The organism is Aeromonas sp. LsrichE-8G (assembly GCF_022869435.1).
GTDB classification, from domain to species: domain Bacteria; phylum Pseudomonadota; class Gammaproteobacteria; order Enterobacterales; family Aeromonadaceae; genus Aeromonas; species Aeromonas caviae.
Genome location: NZ_JALIHH010000017.1, coordinates 1 through 15,960 on the forward strand (window position 1 = coordinate 1; position 15,960 = coordinate 15,960).

16 protein-coding genes and 1 tRNA gene are annotated in these 15,960 nt (G+C 61.5%); 10 read left to right on the forward strand and 7 right to left on the reverse strand.

What is annotated here, in order from left to right; all coding sequences use genetic code 11:
* The coding region (locus tag MUW49_RS04515) for a hypothetical protein (RefSeq protein ID WP_244812430.1) at window positions 1-193 on the forward strand (193 nt) is incomplete at its 5' end.
* Between the two features lie 146 nt (window positions 194-339).
* Here MUW49_RS04515 and MUW49_RS04520 read toward each other — a convergent pair.
* A tRNA-Pro gene (locus MUW49_RS04520) sits at window positions 340-416 on the reverse strand.
* 378 nt (window positions 417-794) lie between these two features.
* Between MUW49_RS04520 and tadA the strand changes: the two genes are divergently transcribed.
* The 9 genes from tadA to MUW49_RS04565 all read left to right on the forward strand — a co-directional run bounded on the left by tadA (window position 795) and on the right by MUW49_RS04565 (window position 11,894).
* Window positions 795-1,343, forward strand: a complete 549-nt coding sequence (gene tadA / locus MUW49_RS04525; protein ID WP_244812431.1) for a tRNA adenosine(34) deaminase TadA — start codon at window positions 795-797, stop codon at window positions 1,341-1,343.
* 167 nt (window positions 1,344-1,510) lie between these two features.
* Entirely contained in the window at window positions 1,511-3,748 is a 2,238-nt protein-coding gene (locus tag MUW49_RS04530) for an ABC transporter permease subunit (protein ID WP_244812432.1), read from the forward strand.
* 17 nt (window positions 3,749-3,765) lie between these two features.
* Window positions 3,766-5,415, forward strand: coding sequence for a phosphate ABC transporter permease PstA (gene pstA / locus MUW49_RS04535; RefSeq protein ID WP_045524164.1), 1,650 nt, complete (start codon window positions 3,766-3,768; stop codon window positions 5,413-5,415).
* 104 nt (window positions 5,416-5,519) lie between these two features.
* Window positions 5,520-6,338 (forward strand): phosphate ABC transporter ATP-binding protein PstB, encoded by an 819-nt coding sequence (pstB, locus tag MUW49_RS04540; RefSeq protein WP_010675264.1) that lies wholly within the window; start codon window positions 5,520-5,522, stop codon window positions 6,336-6,338.
* A gap of 108 nt (window positions 6,339-6,446) precedes the next feature.
* Window positions 6,447-7,157, forward strand: coding sequence for a phosphate signaling complex protein PhoU (gene phoU, locus MUW49_RS04545; RefSeq protein ID WP_029314752.1), 711 nt, complete (start codon window positions 6,447-6,449; stop codon window positions 7,155-7,157).
* A 241-nt stretch (window positions 7,158-7,398) separates the two neighbouring features.
* Complete coding sequence (locus MUW49_RS04550; RefSeq protein WP_041213150.1) at window positions 7,399-8,718, forward strand: hemolysin family protein; 1,320 nt, start codon at window positions 7,399-7,401, stop codon at window positions 8,716-8,718.
* 18 nt (window positions 8,719-8,736) lie between these two features.
* A complete protein-coding gene (locus MUW49_RS04555; RefSeq protein ID WP_162540598.1) occupies window positions 8,737-9,279 on the forward strand; it encodes a hypothetical protein in 543 nt (180 codons plus the stop codon).
* 293 nt (window positions 9,280-9,572) lie between these two features.
* Window positions 9,573-10,475 (forward strand): homocysteine S-methyltransferase family protein, encoded by a 903-nt coding sequence (locus tag MUW49_RS04560; RefSeq protein ID WP_039040257.1) that lies wholly within the window; start codon window positions 9,573-9,575, stop codon window positions 10,473-10,475.
* 9 nt (window positions 10,476-10,484) lie between these two features.
* A complete protein-coding gene (locus MUW49_RS04565) occupies window positions 10,485-11,894 on the forward strand; it encodes a basic amino acid/polyamine antiporter (protein ID WP_043153853.1) in 1,410 nt (469 codons plus the stop codon).
* A 68-nt stretch (window positions 11,895-11,962) separates the two neighbouring features.
* On the opposite strand, the gene MUW49_RS04570 is transcribed toward MUW49_RS04565, so the two are convergent.
* The 6 genes from MUW49_RS04570 to MUW49_RS04590 all read right to left on the reverse strand — a co-directional run.
* Complete coding sequence (locus MUW49_RS04570) at window positions 11,963-12,820, reverse strand: sterol desaturase family protein (RefSeq protein WP_167292734.1); 858 nt, start codon at window positions 12,818-12,820, stop codon at window positions 11,963-11,965.
* 205 nt (window positions 12,821-13,025) lie between these two features.
* Window positions 13,026-13,769 carry an amino acid ABC transporter ATP-binding protein gene (locus tag MUW49_RS04575; RefSeq protein ID WP_010675257.1) on the reverse strand — a complete coding sequence of 248 codons (744 nt, stop codon included), beginning with the start codon at window positions 13,767-13,769 and terminating at the stop codon, window positions 13,026-13,028.
* Complete coding sequence (locus tag MUW49_RS21885) at window positions 13,753-13,875, reverse strand: hypothetical protein (RefSeq protein WP_257711798.1); 123 nt, start codon at window positions 13,873-13,875, stop codon at window positions 13,753-13,755. Before MUW49_RS21885 ends, MUW49_RS04575 begins: the two co-directional genes overlap by 17 nt.
* Window positions 13,859-14,803 (reverse strand): amino acid ABC transporter permease, encoded by a 945-nt coding sequence (locus MUW49_RS04580; protein WP_244812434.1) that lies wholly within the window; start codon window positions 14,801-14,803, stop codon window positions 13,859-13,861. Before MUW49_RS04580 ends, MUW49_RS21885 begins: the two co-directional genes overlap by 17 nt.
* Before the next feature lie 99 nt (window positions 14,804-14,902).
* Window positions 14,903-15,691 (reverse strand): transporter substrate-binding domain-containing protein, encoded by a 789-nt coding sequence (locus tag MUW49_RS04585; RefSeq protein ID WP_244812433.1) that lies wholly within the window; start codon window positions 15,689-15,691, stop codon window positions 14,903-14,905.
* Between the two features lie 187 nt (window positions 15,692-15,878).
* Window positions 15,879-15,960: transposase (locus tag MUW49_RS04590; RefSeq protein WP_202904331.1), on the reverse strand; the 82-nt coding region annotated here is incomplete at its 5' end.

A 15,960-nucleotide genomic window follows, 5' to 3' on the forward strand; every position in this document is an offset into this window, starting at 1 on the left:
TGACGGTATAACCTGGCCAGAAGGAGGCAATATCAATATGATGCACGGCGACAGCAGGGTGATGGTGGTGGTGTGTTTGGAGACAGCCAGTTTACCAGCACCCTGTCTGTCAACTTCCACTTCCCCAAGATCCCGCGAAGAACCTGTTTTTATGGCCGGCGGAAAAGTTGCGTATCCTAGCGGCACTTTATGAAAGCTTCAAATGGTTCTGTATAAAATTCATGCCAATAAAAAGCGGCGACCCGATGAACGGGGGAGGCGAGAGGAAAAAGAGGCAAGCGTCGGGTGTGCAGGCAAAAAAATAGCCCAGTCGTTTGACTGGGCTATTTTCGGGGAATTTGGTCGGTGTGAGAGGATTCGAACCTCCGACCCTCTACACCCCATGCAGATGCGCTACCTGGCTGCGCTACACACCGACGGAGTCAGCTCGGCTGACGGGGAGGAAGTCTAATCGGATGATTTGGCGGGCGCAACTCCTTTTTTATCAGGGAGATGCCGACTGCTTCTTTATTGTTCAGCCAAGATGCAACTTGGGCCCTGGCCGGAGTTTTGGCATAATCGCCGCCCCCTTAGGCGGGCACAGGGTGGCGAACACCCAACTCGGGGCGTTCCGATGTCGCCGGGGCCTTTGGCCTCTCTTTCATTGACAGCATCTTCTGCCGTGGGCTACCGGCTAGCGCGAGGGGGAAGGGGCCCGGTGTGCCCAGGGCCGGGACGCAGCAATCCGGGAGTGCGCGGCCGATGCCGTGCAGGGGCCAGGCAAGCCGACATCATATCGACGAGAGGATCAGGGCGTGAAACCATCTGAAGTTGCAGCACAGATCAGCCAGCGCGAGCAGGACGAACGCTGGATGCGCCATGCCATGGCCCTGGCCGCCAGGGCGGAGGGGATAGGCGAGATCCCGGTAGGCGCCGTGCTGGTGCTGGGGGACAAGATAGTGGCAGAGGGGTGGAATCGCTCCATCAGCGAGCACGACGCCTGCGCCCATGCCGAGGTGATGGCGCTTCGGGATGCGGGCAAGCAGCTTGAAAACTATCGCCTGCTCGACACCACCCTCTATGTGACGCTGGAGCCCTGTTGCATGTGTGCCGGCGCCCTCATCCACAGCCGGGTCAAGCGGGTGGTCTATGGTGCCCGGGATTTGAAGACGGGGGCGGCAGGGTCTGTGTTCGACATCCTGCTGGATCCCCGCCACAACCACCAGGTGGTACTGACGGGGGAGGTGCTCGCCGACGCCTGCTCGGCCCAGCTGTCGGATTTCTTCAAACGGCGCCGCGCCGAGAAGAAGGCGGCCAGACTCGCCGCGAAAGAGGCGCTTCCTCAAGATGACAGCGGGGCCTGATGGCCCCGTTTGCTTTTATTTCACTGCCAGACCGGCTGCCTGCTTCCCCCCGAATACCAACTGCCACCCCCCGATGGAGCCTGCGCTCTTTGCCGCTGTTGATGTAACAAAACTGTCATGCATCCGCCATATAATGCCGCCAAGCCTAGCTCACATTGAGGTCTTGCATGTCATCGGAATCGTTAAATCTGGTCATGGCGGGCAGTCGAAAACGCCGGATCAAGGATAAATTGGCCAAATATGGCGTCACCACAGGGGGAGCCCTGGTGCTGGTGGCGCTGTTGCTTATCTTCTTCTACCTGCTTTATGTGGTGAAGCCCATCTTCAATGGCGCCAGCATGGAGAGCACCGCTTCCTTCACCCTGCCCATCAAGGGCAAAACCGCCTGGCTCGGGGTCGAGGAGCAAAACGAGATAGGTTACCGCTTCAGCGACCAGGGGAAGGTCAAATTCTTTGCCGTGCAACCGGATGGCAAGATCAAGACCGGACAGGTGATTGGCGAGGCCCAGGTGAACGGCGAGATCACGGCGGTCGCGCCGCCTGCGCCGGGCCAGAAACTCATCGCCTATGGGTTTGCCAACGGCAAGGCTCAGGTGGTGCAACCCTATTTCAAGATCTCCTATCCCAATGACGTGCGCGTCATCGAGCCCAGCCTGCAATATCCCTTCGGCGAGACCCCCGTGGTGATCGATCCCCAGGGCAAGGCGCTGACGCGCATGGTCTTCGAGGCGACCAAGGACAAGATGGCGACCGCGGCCGTGACCGAAGATGGTCGTGGTGTGCTGATGGTGATGAGCGGCGAGGAGAATTTCCTCTCCGGCGAAATCGAGTGGAGCAACCAGACCTACACCATTCCGTCCCTGCCACGCCATGTTGACCAGATGCTGCTGACCCCGAACCTGCGCCTGTTGTTCGTGCGCGAGGGCAACCGCCTGTCGGTCTATGACATCCACAACCTGAGCGACATTTCCCTGCGCGACGTTATGGAGATCAACGCCCCCAATGCCAGCGTGACCCAGGTGGCCCTGCTCTCCGGTGCGTCCTCCCTGCTGGTGGGCAACGACAATGGCGTCATCTCCCAGTGGTTCGAGGTGACAAAGGATGGCAAGCGTCAGTTCACCCAGATCCGTGACTTCAAGGGTGACGCGCCGGTCGCCCTGCTGACCCCCGAGCACTTTCGCAAGGGCTTCATCAGCGCCGGCAGCGACGGCACCATCAACTTCTTCCATGCCACCGGTGAAGCCAAGCTGCTTGGCGAGAAGATTGACGGGGGCAACCTGACTGCCGTTACCATCTCTCCTCGCCACAACCTGCTGTTGACCCAGCAGGGGGATGACTTCAAGGTCTTTGACGTCGAGAACGATCACCCCGAGGTAACCTGGTCTGCCCTCTGGCAACAGGTGTGGTATGAAGGCTATCCCGAGCCCCAGTACGTGTGGCAGTCCACCTCCGCCAGCAACGACTTCGAAGCCAAGCTGAGCCTGGTGCCCCTGGTGTTCGGTACCTTGAAAGCCTCCTTCTATGCCATGGTGTTCGCGGTGCCTCTGGGTGTCGCCGGTGCCATCTATACCGCCTACTTCATGTCGGCGGGGCTGCGCAAATACGTCAAGCCGACGGTGGAGATCATGGCGGCGCTGCCGACCGTCATCCTCGGCTTCCTGGCGGGTCTGTGGCTCGCTCCCATCATCGAAGGGGCCCTGCCCGGGGTGATCCTGCTGCTGATCCTGCTGCCCATGGGTATGCTGCTCACCGCCCTGGTGTGGAATTATCTGCCGGAGCGCGGCCGCACCTGGCTGCCGGAAGGCTGGCACGCCATTCTGCTTATCCCTGTGCTGCTGTTCATCGGTTGGGGCGCTTTCGCCTTGAGCCCCATCATCGAGAACGCCTTCATGCACGGTGATTCGCGCATCTGGCTGACCCACGACATGGGCATCAAGTTTGACCAGCGCAACTCCCTGGTGGTTGGTATTGCCATGGGCTTTGCGGTCATCCCCACCATCTTCTCCATCGCCGAAGACGCGGTCTTCTCGGTGCCCAAGCACCTGACCCAGGGCTCGCTTGCGCTGGGGGCGACCCCGTGGCAGACCCTGAGCCGGGTGGTGATCCTCACCGCGAGCCCAGGCATCTTCTCGGCGGTGATGATGGGCCTTGGCCGCGCCGTGGGCGAGACCATGATCGTGCTGATGGCCACCGGCAACACCCCCATCATGGACTTTTCCATGTTCCAGGGGCTGCGGACCCTGGCGGCGAACATCGCGGTGGAGATGCCGGAATCGGAAGTGGGCAGCTCCCACTACCGGGTGCTCTTCCTCGCCGCCTTCGTGCTGTTTGTGTTCACCTTCTTGTTCAATACCCTGGCCGAATTCGTCCGCCAGCGGTTGCGTGAAAAGTACAGCTCTCTGTAAGGACTAAGGAATCGACAATGGGTAAGTGGTTTAAATCGGGGGCCCCCTGGATCTGGATGACGGGGGGCGCCGTCAGCCTGAGTCTGGTGGCCGTACTGGGTCTGTTGTTGCTGATTGGCTGGCGTGGTCTGGTCTATTTCTGGCCCCATCCCATCTATGAGTGGCAACTTGAAGATGCAAGCGGCAACAAGAGCGTCCTGATTGGCGAGATCAACGACCGGGAGCTGGTGCCGGTGGAGCGCCTGCGCGCCGCAGGCCAGGCGCTGGAAGGGGAGGATCGCGAAGAGATTACCCGTTATCTGGTCAAGACCGGCAACCGGGAGTTCGTGGACCTCGATTTTCGCTGGGTGCTGGAGACCGATATCAAATCGCGCGCCCAGCCGGCGGAGCTCGCCATGGTGGAACGCGCCACCAACGGCAACTTCTATGGTTACATCACCTCGGTGAAGGAAGATGGCCAGGAGCTGACCACGGATCTGCATCCCGCCTTGCAGCGGGTGCTGGCCCGTGCCAACGGCCTCTCAAGCCAAGCCAACGACCTGCAAAAAGGGGCCATCGGCAGCATCAACTACCAGCTGGAGCGCCTGCGCCTGAAAGAGCGCAAGGCCGAGCTGGATGACAAGCTGACCGATCAGCTTAAAGCCGAGCTGGCGAGCGAGCGTCAGGCGCTCAACGACCGTTACCAGGTGCTGGAGAAAGAGCTCTTCTCCCTGCGTACCCAGGCGGACAGAGACAGCATCACCGTCAAGGACATGCGCGGCGAGCTGGTGACCATGCCCATGTCCCGGGTGCTGGATGTAGTCTGGCCCAACGACATGAGCCTGATGGCCAAGGTGGGTCACTGGTTCCACCAGATTGGCAAGTTCGTCTCCGATGACCCTCGGGAGGCGAACACCGAGGGTGGCGTCTTCCCGGCCATCTTCGGCACCGTCTTCATGGTGATCCTGATGGCCATCATCGTGACCCCGCTCGGGGTGGTGGCGGCGGTCTACCTGCACGAGTACGCGGGCAAGAACAGCCTGACCAAGATCATCCGCATCGCGGTGATCAACCTGGCGGGGGTACCCTCCATCGTCTACGGCGTGTTTGGTCTGGGCTTCTTCGTCTACACCCTGGGGGGCAGCATCGACCGCCTCTTCTACCCGGAAGCGCTGCCGAGCCCGACCTTCGGCTCCCCTGGTGTCATCTGGTCGGCGCTGACCCTGGCCATCCTGACCCTGCCGGTGGTGATCGTCTCCACCGAAGAGGGGCTGGCCCGGATCCCGAGCACCATTCGCCAGGGTTCGCTGGCGCTGGGTGCCACCCAGGCCGAGACCCTCTGGCGCATCGTGCTGCCCATGGCCAGCCCGGCCATCATGACCGGCCTTATCCTGGCGATTGCCCGTGCGGCGGGCGAGGTGGCGCCGCTGATGCTGGTGGGGGTGGTGAAGCTTGCTCCCACGTTGCCGATGGACGGCAACTTCCCGTACCTGCACGTGGAGCGCAAGTTCATGCACCTGGGCTTCCACATCTATGACGTGGGCTTCCAGAGCCCGAACGTCGAGGCGGCGCGTCCTCTGGTCTACGCCACCTCCTTCCTGCTGGTGACGGTGATCGTCGGCCTCAACCTGACGGCGATCGGTATTCGTAACCACCTGCGCGAGAAATTCCGGTCGCTGGAACATTAATCCAGTCATTACAGAGACGGGCAGGGACCTTCCCTGCCAACCAGATATTCCGGCGGCGGGCAAGACGTTTGCCCGCTGCCACCAAGAGAATTTGAGGTAAACAGATGATCAACGTAACACCGAGTTCGGCCCCGCACACCGCCACCGACCTGCTCAACCTGACCCCGGAGCAGACTGCGCTGGAGGTGAAGGATCTCAACCTGTACTACGGCAACAAGCAGGCGCTGTTCAACGTCAACATGAAGATCCCCAAGGGTCAGGTCACCGCCTTCATCGGCCCGTCCGGTTGCGGCAAGTCCACTTTGCTGCGCTGCATCAACCGGATGAACGATCTGGTAGAGATCTGCCGCATCGAGGGGGAGATCCAGCTGCACGGCCACAACATCTATGACAAGAGCGTGGATGTCTCCGCCCTTCGCCGTCAGGTGGGCATGGTGTTCCAGCGCCCCAACCCCTTCCCCAAGTCCATCTACGAGAACGTGGTCTACGGCCTGCGCCTGCAGGGCATCAATGACCGCCGTACCCTGGACGAGGCCGCCGAGCGTTCCCTGCGCGGTGCCGCCCTGTGGGAGGAAGTGAAGGATCGTCTGCACGACAACGCCTTCGGCCTCTCCGGTGGTCAGCAGCAGCGTCTGGTGATTGCCCGTGCCATCGCCATCGAGCCGGAAGTGCTGCTGCTCGATGAACCGACCTCGGCGCTGGACCCCATCTCCACCCTCACCATCGAGGAGCTCATCAACGAGCTCAAGAGCCAGTTCACCGTGGTGATCGTGACCCACAACATGCAGCAGGCGGCGCGGGTCTCGGATCAGACCGCGTTCATGTACATGGGGGAACTCATCGAGTATTCGAATACCAACACAATCTTCACCACCCCGGCCAAGAAGAAGACCGAAGACTACATTACCGGTCGTTACGGCTAAGGGATGCCGGTGATTGAGATGAGCAAGATGAGCAAGATGGGCATCAACAAACAGATTGGCAGTCAGTTCAACGGCTAAGGCATAATCGGAGCAACAAGGATTACTGGTATGGACAATATGAACCTCAACAAACACATCTCCGGTCAGTTCAATGCCGAGCTTGAGAGCGTGCGCAATCAGGTACTGGTGATGGGGGGGCTGGTGGAGAAGCAACTCACCGACGCCATCGCCGCCATCCATGGCCAGGATCTGGATGCGGCGCGCAAGATCGTGGCCAACGACCACAAGGTCAACGCCATGGAAGTGGCGATCGACGAGGAGTGCACCCGCATCATCGCCAAGCGTCAGCCCACCGCGTCCGACCTGCGGCTGGTGATGGCCATCATCAAGACCATCACGGATCTGGAGCGGATCGGCGACGTGGCGGACAAGATTGCCCGCATGCTGACCGACAACGCCAACAAGCCGCAGCCGCCGCTGGTGTCGCTGGAGAACATGGGGCGTCGCACCATCAAGATGCTCCACGACGTGCTCGACGCTTTCGCCCGCATGGATTTGGATGCAGCCCTGGCGGTCTACAAGGAAGATGACAAGGTGGACCGCGAATACGAGTCCATTATCCGCGAGCTGATGACCTACATGATGGAAGATCCCCGCACCATCCCCCAGGTGCTCAACGTGCTCTGGGCGGCACGGGCCATCGAGCGGGTCGGGGATCGCTGCCAGCACATCTGCGAGTACATCGTCTACTACGTCAAGGGCAAGGATGTGCGTCACACCAAGGCCGATGACCTGAGCGATCTGCTGGGCAAGGGCTGATGGGGCGCCTTGGGTGGAGCTCCCGTCGCGGCTGCACGACGGGAATCCAACTCTGATTGAATAAAAAGGCGCTTTGAGCGCCTTTTTCATTGCATGGCACGGCAGTTCAAGATAACGCCACCCGGCGGGCGCTTTTCTGCTAGAATATGGCCCCTGTGTGAGTCCCGGATGGAGTCACGGTCCGGTTTCCCGGGCCCAGTTTGCCGTCTTGTGCTAAGGCGGCTGTAGCAATAGGTTAATCATGAGTTTTGCCGATAGTTTGTTCTTTCTGATGCTGCTGGTCGCCGGCAGCGTGTTCTTCTCACTCTCCGAGATCTCCCTTGCCGCCTCCCGCAAGATCAAGTTGCAGGTGATGGCCGACGAGGGCAACCGCCACGCCGAGAAGGTGCTGGCATTGCAGGCCCAGCCGGGCAACTTCTTTACCGTGGTGCAGATAGGCCTCAATACCGTCGCCATCCTCGGCGGTATCCTGGGGGAATCCGCCCTCAATCCCGCCATCAGGGAGCTGATTGCCGGCTTCTACCAGGGGCCCTGGCTCGGCCAGATTAGCTCTGCGGCCTCGTTTGTCTTCGTCACCGGCATGTTCATCCTGATAGCGGACCTGATGCCCAAGCGCCTTGCCATGACCATGCCCGAGCGGATCGCTGTGGTGGTGGTGCGTCCCATGATGCTGTGCGTCACCTTGCTGATGCCGCTGGTGTGGCTGTTCAACGGCATGGCCAACGGCCTGTTCCGGCTGATGCGCATCTCCATGGTGCGCAACGACGAGATCACCTCCGACGATATTTATGCGGTGATGGATGCAGGTGCCGAAGCCGGTGTCATCCAGCGCGAGGAGCACCAGCTCATCGAGAACGTGTTCGAGCTCCAGTCTCTGGGTGTCACTTCCGCCATGACGGCGCGGGAGAGCCTCATCTACTTCACCCTGCAAGAGGGGGAGGAGAGCATCAAGGCGAAGATCGCCGAGCACCCCCACAACAAGTTCCTGGTGTGCGACCACAACCTCGACAGCATCAAGGGGTTCGTGGATGCCAAGGAGCTGCTGATCCGCGTCATCAGCGGCCAGAGCATCGATCTCAACAGCGGCTCCCTGGTGCAGAACGTCATCATCATTCCCGACACCCTCAACCTCTACGAGGCAATGGAATACTTCAAGAACCATCGCGGCGATTTTGCGGTGGTGATGAACGAATACGCCCTGGTGGTGGGCATCGTCACCATGAATGACCTGATGAGTACCGTCATGGGGGAGTGGGCCACCCACGTGGTGGAAGAGCAGATCGTCCAGCGGGACGAGAACTCCTGGCTGGTGGACGGGGTGACCCCCATCTCCGACGTGATGCGCGCCTTCGACATCGAGGAGTTCCCGGAAAACCAGAACTACGAGACCATCGCCGGTTTCATCATGTACATGCTGCGCAAGATCCCCAAGCGCACCGACTCGGTCAAATATGCCGGTTACAAGTTCGAAGTGGTGGACATCGACAGTTACAAGATTGACCAGTTGCTGGTCACCCGGGTAGAACCTGCGAGCAATGAGAAGCCCGCTCAGGAATCCTAAAGGAGTTCGTTAGCAATCATGAAGATGAATACTCATTCCCGTGCGCTGGCCTGTGTGGCGCTCGCCCTGGCACTGGGTGCCTGCAGCCAGAGCGCACCGCGCAAGCCGGTGACGCCTGCCAAACCCGTCGCTCCCCAGCCTGCCGTGGTGGTCCCGCAGCAGGATCCCGATGCGGTGGTGCAAAGCGCCGTGGCAGAGCCCAGCCCGGTGTTCGACGAGGAGTATCACGGCCCGGATCAAGGGTCGCTTGAATCGGTCACCGCCCTGTTTGCCCGGGGTTACATCGAATCCGCCATGCGCGAGACCATGCTGGCGGCGGTGCACAGCGACTATCCGCTGCTCGGCATGAGGGACGTGCGTCTCACTGACCCTGTTGCCAAGTTCCTCACCTCGGCCCAGGCACGCACCACGGCCCACGACTACCTCTATGCCGGGGTGCAGCGTCGGCTGGGCCGCCCCCTCAGCCCCGCCCAGTGGGAGCAGATCTGGCAGGGCTATCCCCAGCAGGGCCGGGTCTCCGACTGGGTCAAGCAGACCAAGCGGGTGCTGGCCGGGCGCTGAGCCCCTGGTTATCGGCGGCTGTGCCCGCCTTGATCCCCTGTTTCACAAGAGGCCACCCCCCGGGGTGGCCTCTTGTCGTTTCAGCGCCTGGCCAGGTGATGCCTGTGCCGGGGAGACCTCCCTTTGCCGCCATCATCCTGAGCTTGCCCGGATTTGTTCGTAGCCCCCGATTGCCTCTTGTTCTACTTTGGGTCATGATATTTGGGATTTCTAGCCGTCTAGATGTTTTGATGGCTTAATGTGGTTTCACACAATAAACACCCGTCATGGCGGGGAGACGCAGAGAGACAGAGATGGACAAGCAGGATTTGTGGGTACTCGATGGCGGTATGGGCCGTGAACTGGCGCGGCGTGGTGCGCCGTTCCGTCAACCGGAGTGGTCGGCACTGGCGTTGATGGAAGCGCCCGAGACGGTGCGCGAGGTACACCAGGCCTATGCGACGAGCGGTGCCCGGGTGATCACCACCAACAGCTATGCCCTGGTGCCCTTCCATATCGGCGAGGCACGCTTTGCCGCCCAAGGGGAGGCACTTGCGGCTCTGGCCGGGCAACTGGCCCGAGACGTGGCCGACGAGCAGGGGGGAGCCGTCAAGGTGGCTGGTTCCTTGCCGCCGCTCTTTGGCTCCTATCGTGCGGACCTCTATCAGGCCGAGCGGGTGAGCGAGCTGGCGACACCGCTTATCCGTGCCCTGTCACCCCATGTGGATCTCTGGCTGGCGGAGACCATGAGCCTCATCGCCGAGCCCCTGGCCCTCAAGGCCCTGCTGCCCGAGGACGGCAAGCCGTTCTGGGTCTCCTTTACTCTGGAAGACGAGGCGCCGGGCAGTGAGCCCACCCTGCGCTCCGGCGAGCGGGTGGCGGATGCCGTGACCGCGTTGGCGTCGGCCGGGGTGGATGCCATCCTGTTCAACTGCTGCCAGCCCGAGGTGATTGAAGGGGCGCTCAAGGTGGCCGTCGCCGCGTTGCAGGTTCAGGGGCGCACCGACGTTCGCCTCGGCGCCTATGCCAACGCCTTCCCGCCCCAGCCCAAGGAGGCGACTGCCAATGACGGTCTGGACGAGATCCGTGGCGATCTGGGGCCGCTGGATTACCTCGGCTGGGCCGAGCGCTGGCGCAGAGCCGGGGCAAACCTCATCGGCGGCTGCTGCGGCATCGGCCCGGAACACATCGAGGCGCTGGCCAGCCGGCTGCGTTAAGGAGCGCCCATGAAAGAGAGCAAGATCGGGCTCTGGTCCCTCACGGCGCTGGTGTTCAGCTCCATGGTGGGGGCCGGCATCTTTAGCCTGCCCCAGAACATGGCCGATGTGGCGGGCGCCCGCGCCGTGCTGATCGGCTGGGCCGTCACCGGGGTCGGCATACTGGCGCTGGCCATGAGCTTCCTCTACCTGTCGCGGCTCAAACCCGAGCTCGACGGCGGCATCTACAGCTATGCCCGGGCAGGCTTTGGCGAGCTGGTGGGGTTCTTCTCCGCCTGGGGATACTGGCTCTGTGCCACCATCGGCGTGGTGGGTTATCTGGTGATCGCCTTCGCGGCGCTGGGCAGCTTCGTCGACACGCCGGAGCGGGTCTGGTTTGGCGAGGGCAACACCCTGGCGGCCTTCATCGGCGAGTCCTGCATCCTCTGGGCGGTGCACCTGCTGGTGGCCCGAGGCGTACAGCAGGCGGCCCTGTTCAATCTGGTGGCGACCCTGGCCAAGAGCCTGCCGCTGCTGCTGTTCATCCTGTTCGCCTGCTACTGGTTCGATCCGGTCACCTTTGCGGCGGATCAGGAGGGCAGCACCCTGGCGGTACCGGTCTCCGAGCAGGTGCGTAACACCATGCTCATCACCCTCTGGGTCTTCACCGGCATCGAAGGGGCAGCGGTGCTCTCGGCCCGGGCGAGAAACAAGCGGGATGTGGGCACCGCCACCGTGCTCGGCGTGGTGCTGGCGCTGCTGCTCTATGTGCTCATCTCGGTGCTGGCGCTTGGAATATTGAGCCGCCCGGAGCTTGCGGCCCTGCCCAACCCCTCCATGGCGGGACTGATGGCCCAGATGACGGGTTCCTGGGGCAAGCTGCTCATCAGCGCCGGCCTCATCGTGTCGGTGCTCGCCTCCTACGTGAGCTGGACCCTCTTCTCGGCCGAGGTGCCGTTCAGCGCGGCGCGTCACGGGGCCTTCCCGGCCATCTTCCGGCGTGAGAACCGCAACGGCACCCCCATCGCCTCGCTCTGGCTTACCAGCCTGACGGTGCAGGGCTGCCTGCTGCTGGTGTGGCTGCTTGGCAAGGGGTATACCAACCTGCTGCTCATCTCCACCTCCATGATCCTGGTGCCCTACCTGCTCATCGGCCTCTTCCTGCTCAAGCTGGTCTTCAGTGGCAAGGGTGGGCAGGGCCGCGGCCTGATGCGGGTGGTGGCGCTGGTGTCGAGCGGTTATGGTTTCTGGCTGCTCTACGCCGCCGGGGTGGAGTACCTGCTGCTGTCGCTTCTGCTTTACGGGCCGGGTCTGCTGCTGTTTCTCTACAGCCGTCGCCAGCTCGGCGCCGAACAGCGGCTCAGCGGGCGCGAACGGCTGCTGGCCGGGGTGACGCTGCTGAGCCTGATCCCCGCCGTCTGGTCCTTCGTTCACGTCTGACCCGGGGGTGTCCCTGTCATGAAAAAGAGCGCCCCTGGGCGCTCTTTTTTTTTATCCTGGTCGGTGGGTCAACCGCTGGTGGGGCCCGCCGGTTTGCCAAACAACACGGCGAGCTTTTGCCGCCAGGGGAGGCCCCGGGCCTCTTGCAGCATGTCGCGCCACTCGTGGAAGGTGAGGGTGAGGGGGTTGAAGCTGTGGATTGGCTTGGTGATGCCGAAACGGCACGGCTCGCCCAAGTCTTCTTCCACGAAGGTGTCAAACAGCCGGTCCCAGATGATGAGCACGCCGGCGAAATTGCGATCGATGTATCTGGCGTTGCTGGCGTGGTGCACCCTGTGGTGGGAGGGGGTGTTGAAGATCCATTCAAGTTTGCCCAGCTTGCCCACCACCTGGGTGTGGACGAAGAACTGAAAACCCAGGCTCAAGAGTACGGTGGCCACCACCGCCTCGGGGGGGAAGCCGATGAGGATCATGGGGATCCAGAACAGCCACATGCCGGAGACCGGATACATCAGGCTCTGGCGAAAGGCGGTGGAGAGGTTGAGCCGCTCCGAGCTGTGGTGCACCACGTGGTAGGCCCAGAGCCAGCGCACATGGTGGCTCGCGAAGTGGAACAGCCAGTAGCAGAGATCCTGCAACAGAAAGAGCAGCAAAAGGCTCCAGAGGTTCAGTTCGATATCGAATAGTCGCCAGCCCCAAAGGGTGTCATAGAGATAGGCGATGGCAATGGCAATGGCAATGGCAATGGCTGCCAGGGCATCGCCCCCCTGATGCATCAGTGCCAGGGTGGCATTGGCGAAGAGATCCTTCCACTGGTAACCCGCCGTGGGATAGGCGGCGCCGTGTTTTCGCAGGTAGAGCATCTCCCAGCCGATGAAGACCAGAAAGAGGGGCGAGAGGTAGAGCAGGAGCAGTTGCACATCCATGTGAGCCATCCGGTTGGACCAGTTGGATGTCAGCATACCGGATGAATTTAAAATTTCATTAACATCCTTGCTCGTTGGCGTGGTGACAACCCGATGGCAAGAGGCTGCGAAAAGGAATGCACCAGGGAGATGATCTGGGGGAGTGAAGAAGGCAAGCATAGAAGAGGGAGCCATGGGCTCCCTCTTCGTGTTGGTGCATCGCGGGTTATAGCACCTGGCTCAGGAACTGGCGCAGGCGCGGGGAGGGTGGATTGTCGAAGAAGTCGGCGGGTTTCTCGTCCACCAGCAGCTCGCCGCTCTCCATGAAGAGCACCCTGTCCGCCACTTCCCGGGCAAAGCCCATCTCGTGAGTCACCACCACCATGGTCATCCCTTCGCGGGCCAACCCCTTCATGACGTCCAGCACCTCTCCCACCATTTCGGGGTCGAGGGCGCTGGTGGGCTCGTCAAACAGCATGATGCGCGGCTGCATGGCGAGCGCCCGGGCGATGGCCACCCGCTGCTGCTGGCCGCCGGAGAGCTGGGAGGGGTAGCTCTGGGCCTTGTTGGAGAGACCGACCTTGAGCAGCAGGGCCTTGGCCCGCTCCTCAGCCTCCTGGCGAGAGAGCCCTCTCACCTTCTGGGGGGCCAGGGTGATGTTGTCCAGCACCGTCAGGTGAGGGAAGAGATTGAAGGACTGGAACACCATGCCCACCTCTTCCCGCAGCTTGTTGACATCCCCGGGTTCGGTGAGGCTGATGCCGTCGACCACGATATTGCCATCGTTGATGGTCTCCAGCTGGTTGAGGGTGCGCAGGAAGGTGGACTTGCCTGAGCCGCTCGGCCCCACGATCACCACCACTTCCCCTTCGGCCACCTGGGTGCTGACGTTTTTCAGGGCGTGCACCTCGGTGCCGTAGAACTTCTCTACACCGGTCGCCTTGATGATGGGATCAGTTGCAGCGCGCATAGTTCACCTCCAGACGACGCACCGGGAAGGGGCAGTGAGTGCCGGTGATGGCAGAACATTTCGACACCGATGGCGCCTTGATAACGGGATCAGTCGCTGCGCGCATATTTCACCTCCAGACGACGCACCAGAAAGGAGAGAGTGCCGGTCAGCACCAGATAGAGCAGAGCCACGGTGAACCACACCTCGAACGGGCTGAAGGTGGAGCTGACCACTTCGCGCCCCGCCTTGGTGAGATCCGTGATGGAGATGACGGAGACCAGAGAGGAGTCCTTGATGAGGTTGATGAACTGACCCGCGAGCGGTGGCAGCACCCGTTTGAAGGCCTGGGGCAGGATGACGTAGCGCATGGTCTGGGCCGAGGTCATGCCAAGGCTTCTGCACGCTTCCATCTGCCCCTTGTGAATGGAGCTGATGCCGGCGCGCACGATTTCCGCCACGTAGGCGCCGGTGAAGACCGCGAGCGCCGCCACACCAGCGGTGAATCGGTCGAGGTTCAGCACGGTGCCGATAAAGAAATAGACGATGAAGATCTGCACCAGCAACGGGGTGCCACGGATGAGCTCCACATAGGTCACGGCCAGGTTGCGCAGGGCCGGATTGGGGGAGAGGCGGGCGAGCCCGGCCAGGGTGCCAAGCAGGATGGCGAAGATGCCCGCCACCAGGGAGAGCTTGACCGTGACCCAGACTCCCCAGGCAATGGGGCCGGCGGTCCAGCTCAGTTGCACATCCAGGGTATCGCCGAGGAAGACGGTATCCCCTTCAGCCAGCTGGGAGCCCTTGGGTGCGATGGCCTGACGGCGGCTGGGGTCGAGATCGTCTTGCAGGAAGAGCTGTCCCTTGTCCGCGACCACGGTGCCGTCAAACTCGGCATAGTGTTTCTGTTCTGCCTGATAGGCGATGTACTGGGGAATGCGTTCCCAGCGCCAGGTGTAATCCACTGCCTGCACGGCCTTGTAGATGCCGAAAATGGCGGCCAGCACCAGCAGCAGGAAGATCCCGTGCCAGAGCAGCTGATTGGGCTGTTTTTCCATCTGTCTTGTGAGTTTGGGGTTGATCACTGTCACAACCTCTTTTGTCGTTATCGTGTGGGGAGTCTGCGTGAAGGGGCGGCATGCCGCCCCTTTGAGAGGTTATTTGAGCTGGTTCAGCCAGGCGGTGGATTCAAACCACTTCTTGTAGAGACGGTCGTAGCTGCCGTCGCCCTTGATCTGGCGCAGGTAGTTGTTGAACCAGTTGAGGGTGTCCTGATCCCCCTTGCGGATGGCCCAGGCCAGCGGCTCGAAGGTGAACGGCTTGTCGAGGTGCACCACGGCGCCCTGGTTCTGGGACGCGAAGATGGCGTTGTAGGGCAGGTCGTAGACGAAGGCATCCACCTTGCCGTTGATCACTTCCAGCTTGGCGTCATCCTGGGTTTCAAACTGCAGCAGGGTGGCCTTGGGGATCATGCGCTTGACCGCTTGCTCGCCGGTGGTGCCGAGTTTGACCGCGATCTTGTATTTGGGATCGTTGAGGTCCTGGAAGGATTTGATTTCGCCCGCCTTGTCCTTGCGAAGCACGATGGTCTGGCCGACGACGATGTAGGGATCGGCAAAGTTCACGCGCAGGTTGCGCTGGGGAGTGACGGTCATGCCGCCCATGATGACGTCGAACTTGTCGGTCAAGAGCGCGGGGATGATGCCGTCCCAGGCGGTGTTGACGAACTCCACCTTCACGCCCATCTCCTTGGAGACCATCTTGGCGAGATCCACGTCAAAGCCGATGTACTGGCCCTGCTTGTTGGTCATCTCGAAGGGTTGATAGCCGGCATCGAAGCCGACCCGCAGCACACCGCGCTCCAGCACGGCATCCAGGGTGGAAGTGGGCGCGGCGTTGGCCAGCCCGCACAGCAGCAGGGTAGAGAGAATGAGTTTTTTGATCATAAATGACGTCTCTGTCGTAAATGTGGTCAGCCTTGAACCTGCTCCCGTGCGACTCCATGGCACAAGAGACTGCTGCATCCGGCAGCAGGCAAGACAGGATTATTGTCTTGGTCGGGGCAAAAGCCCCATCTTAAATGCGAAAGGGGACTCCCTCCGACGTAGGTGGGAGGGGAATTTCGCCGGGGCGTCAGCCCCGCTGGTTTTGAATGTATTGCTTGATCACCTCCAACGGTGCTCCGCCGCAAGAGCCCGCAAAGTAAGAGCGTGAC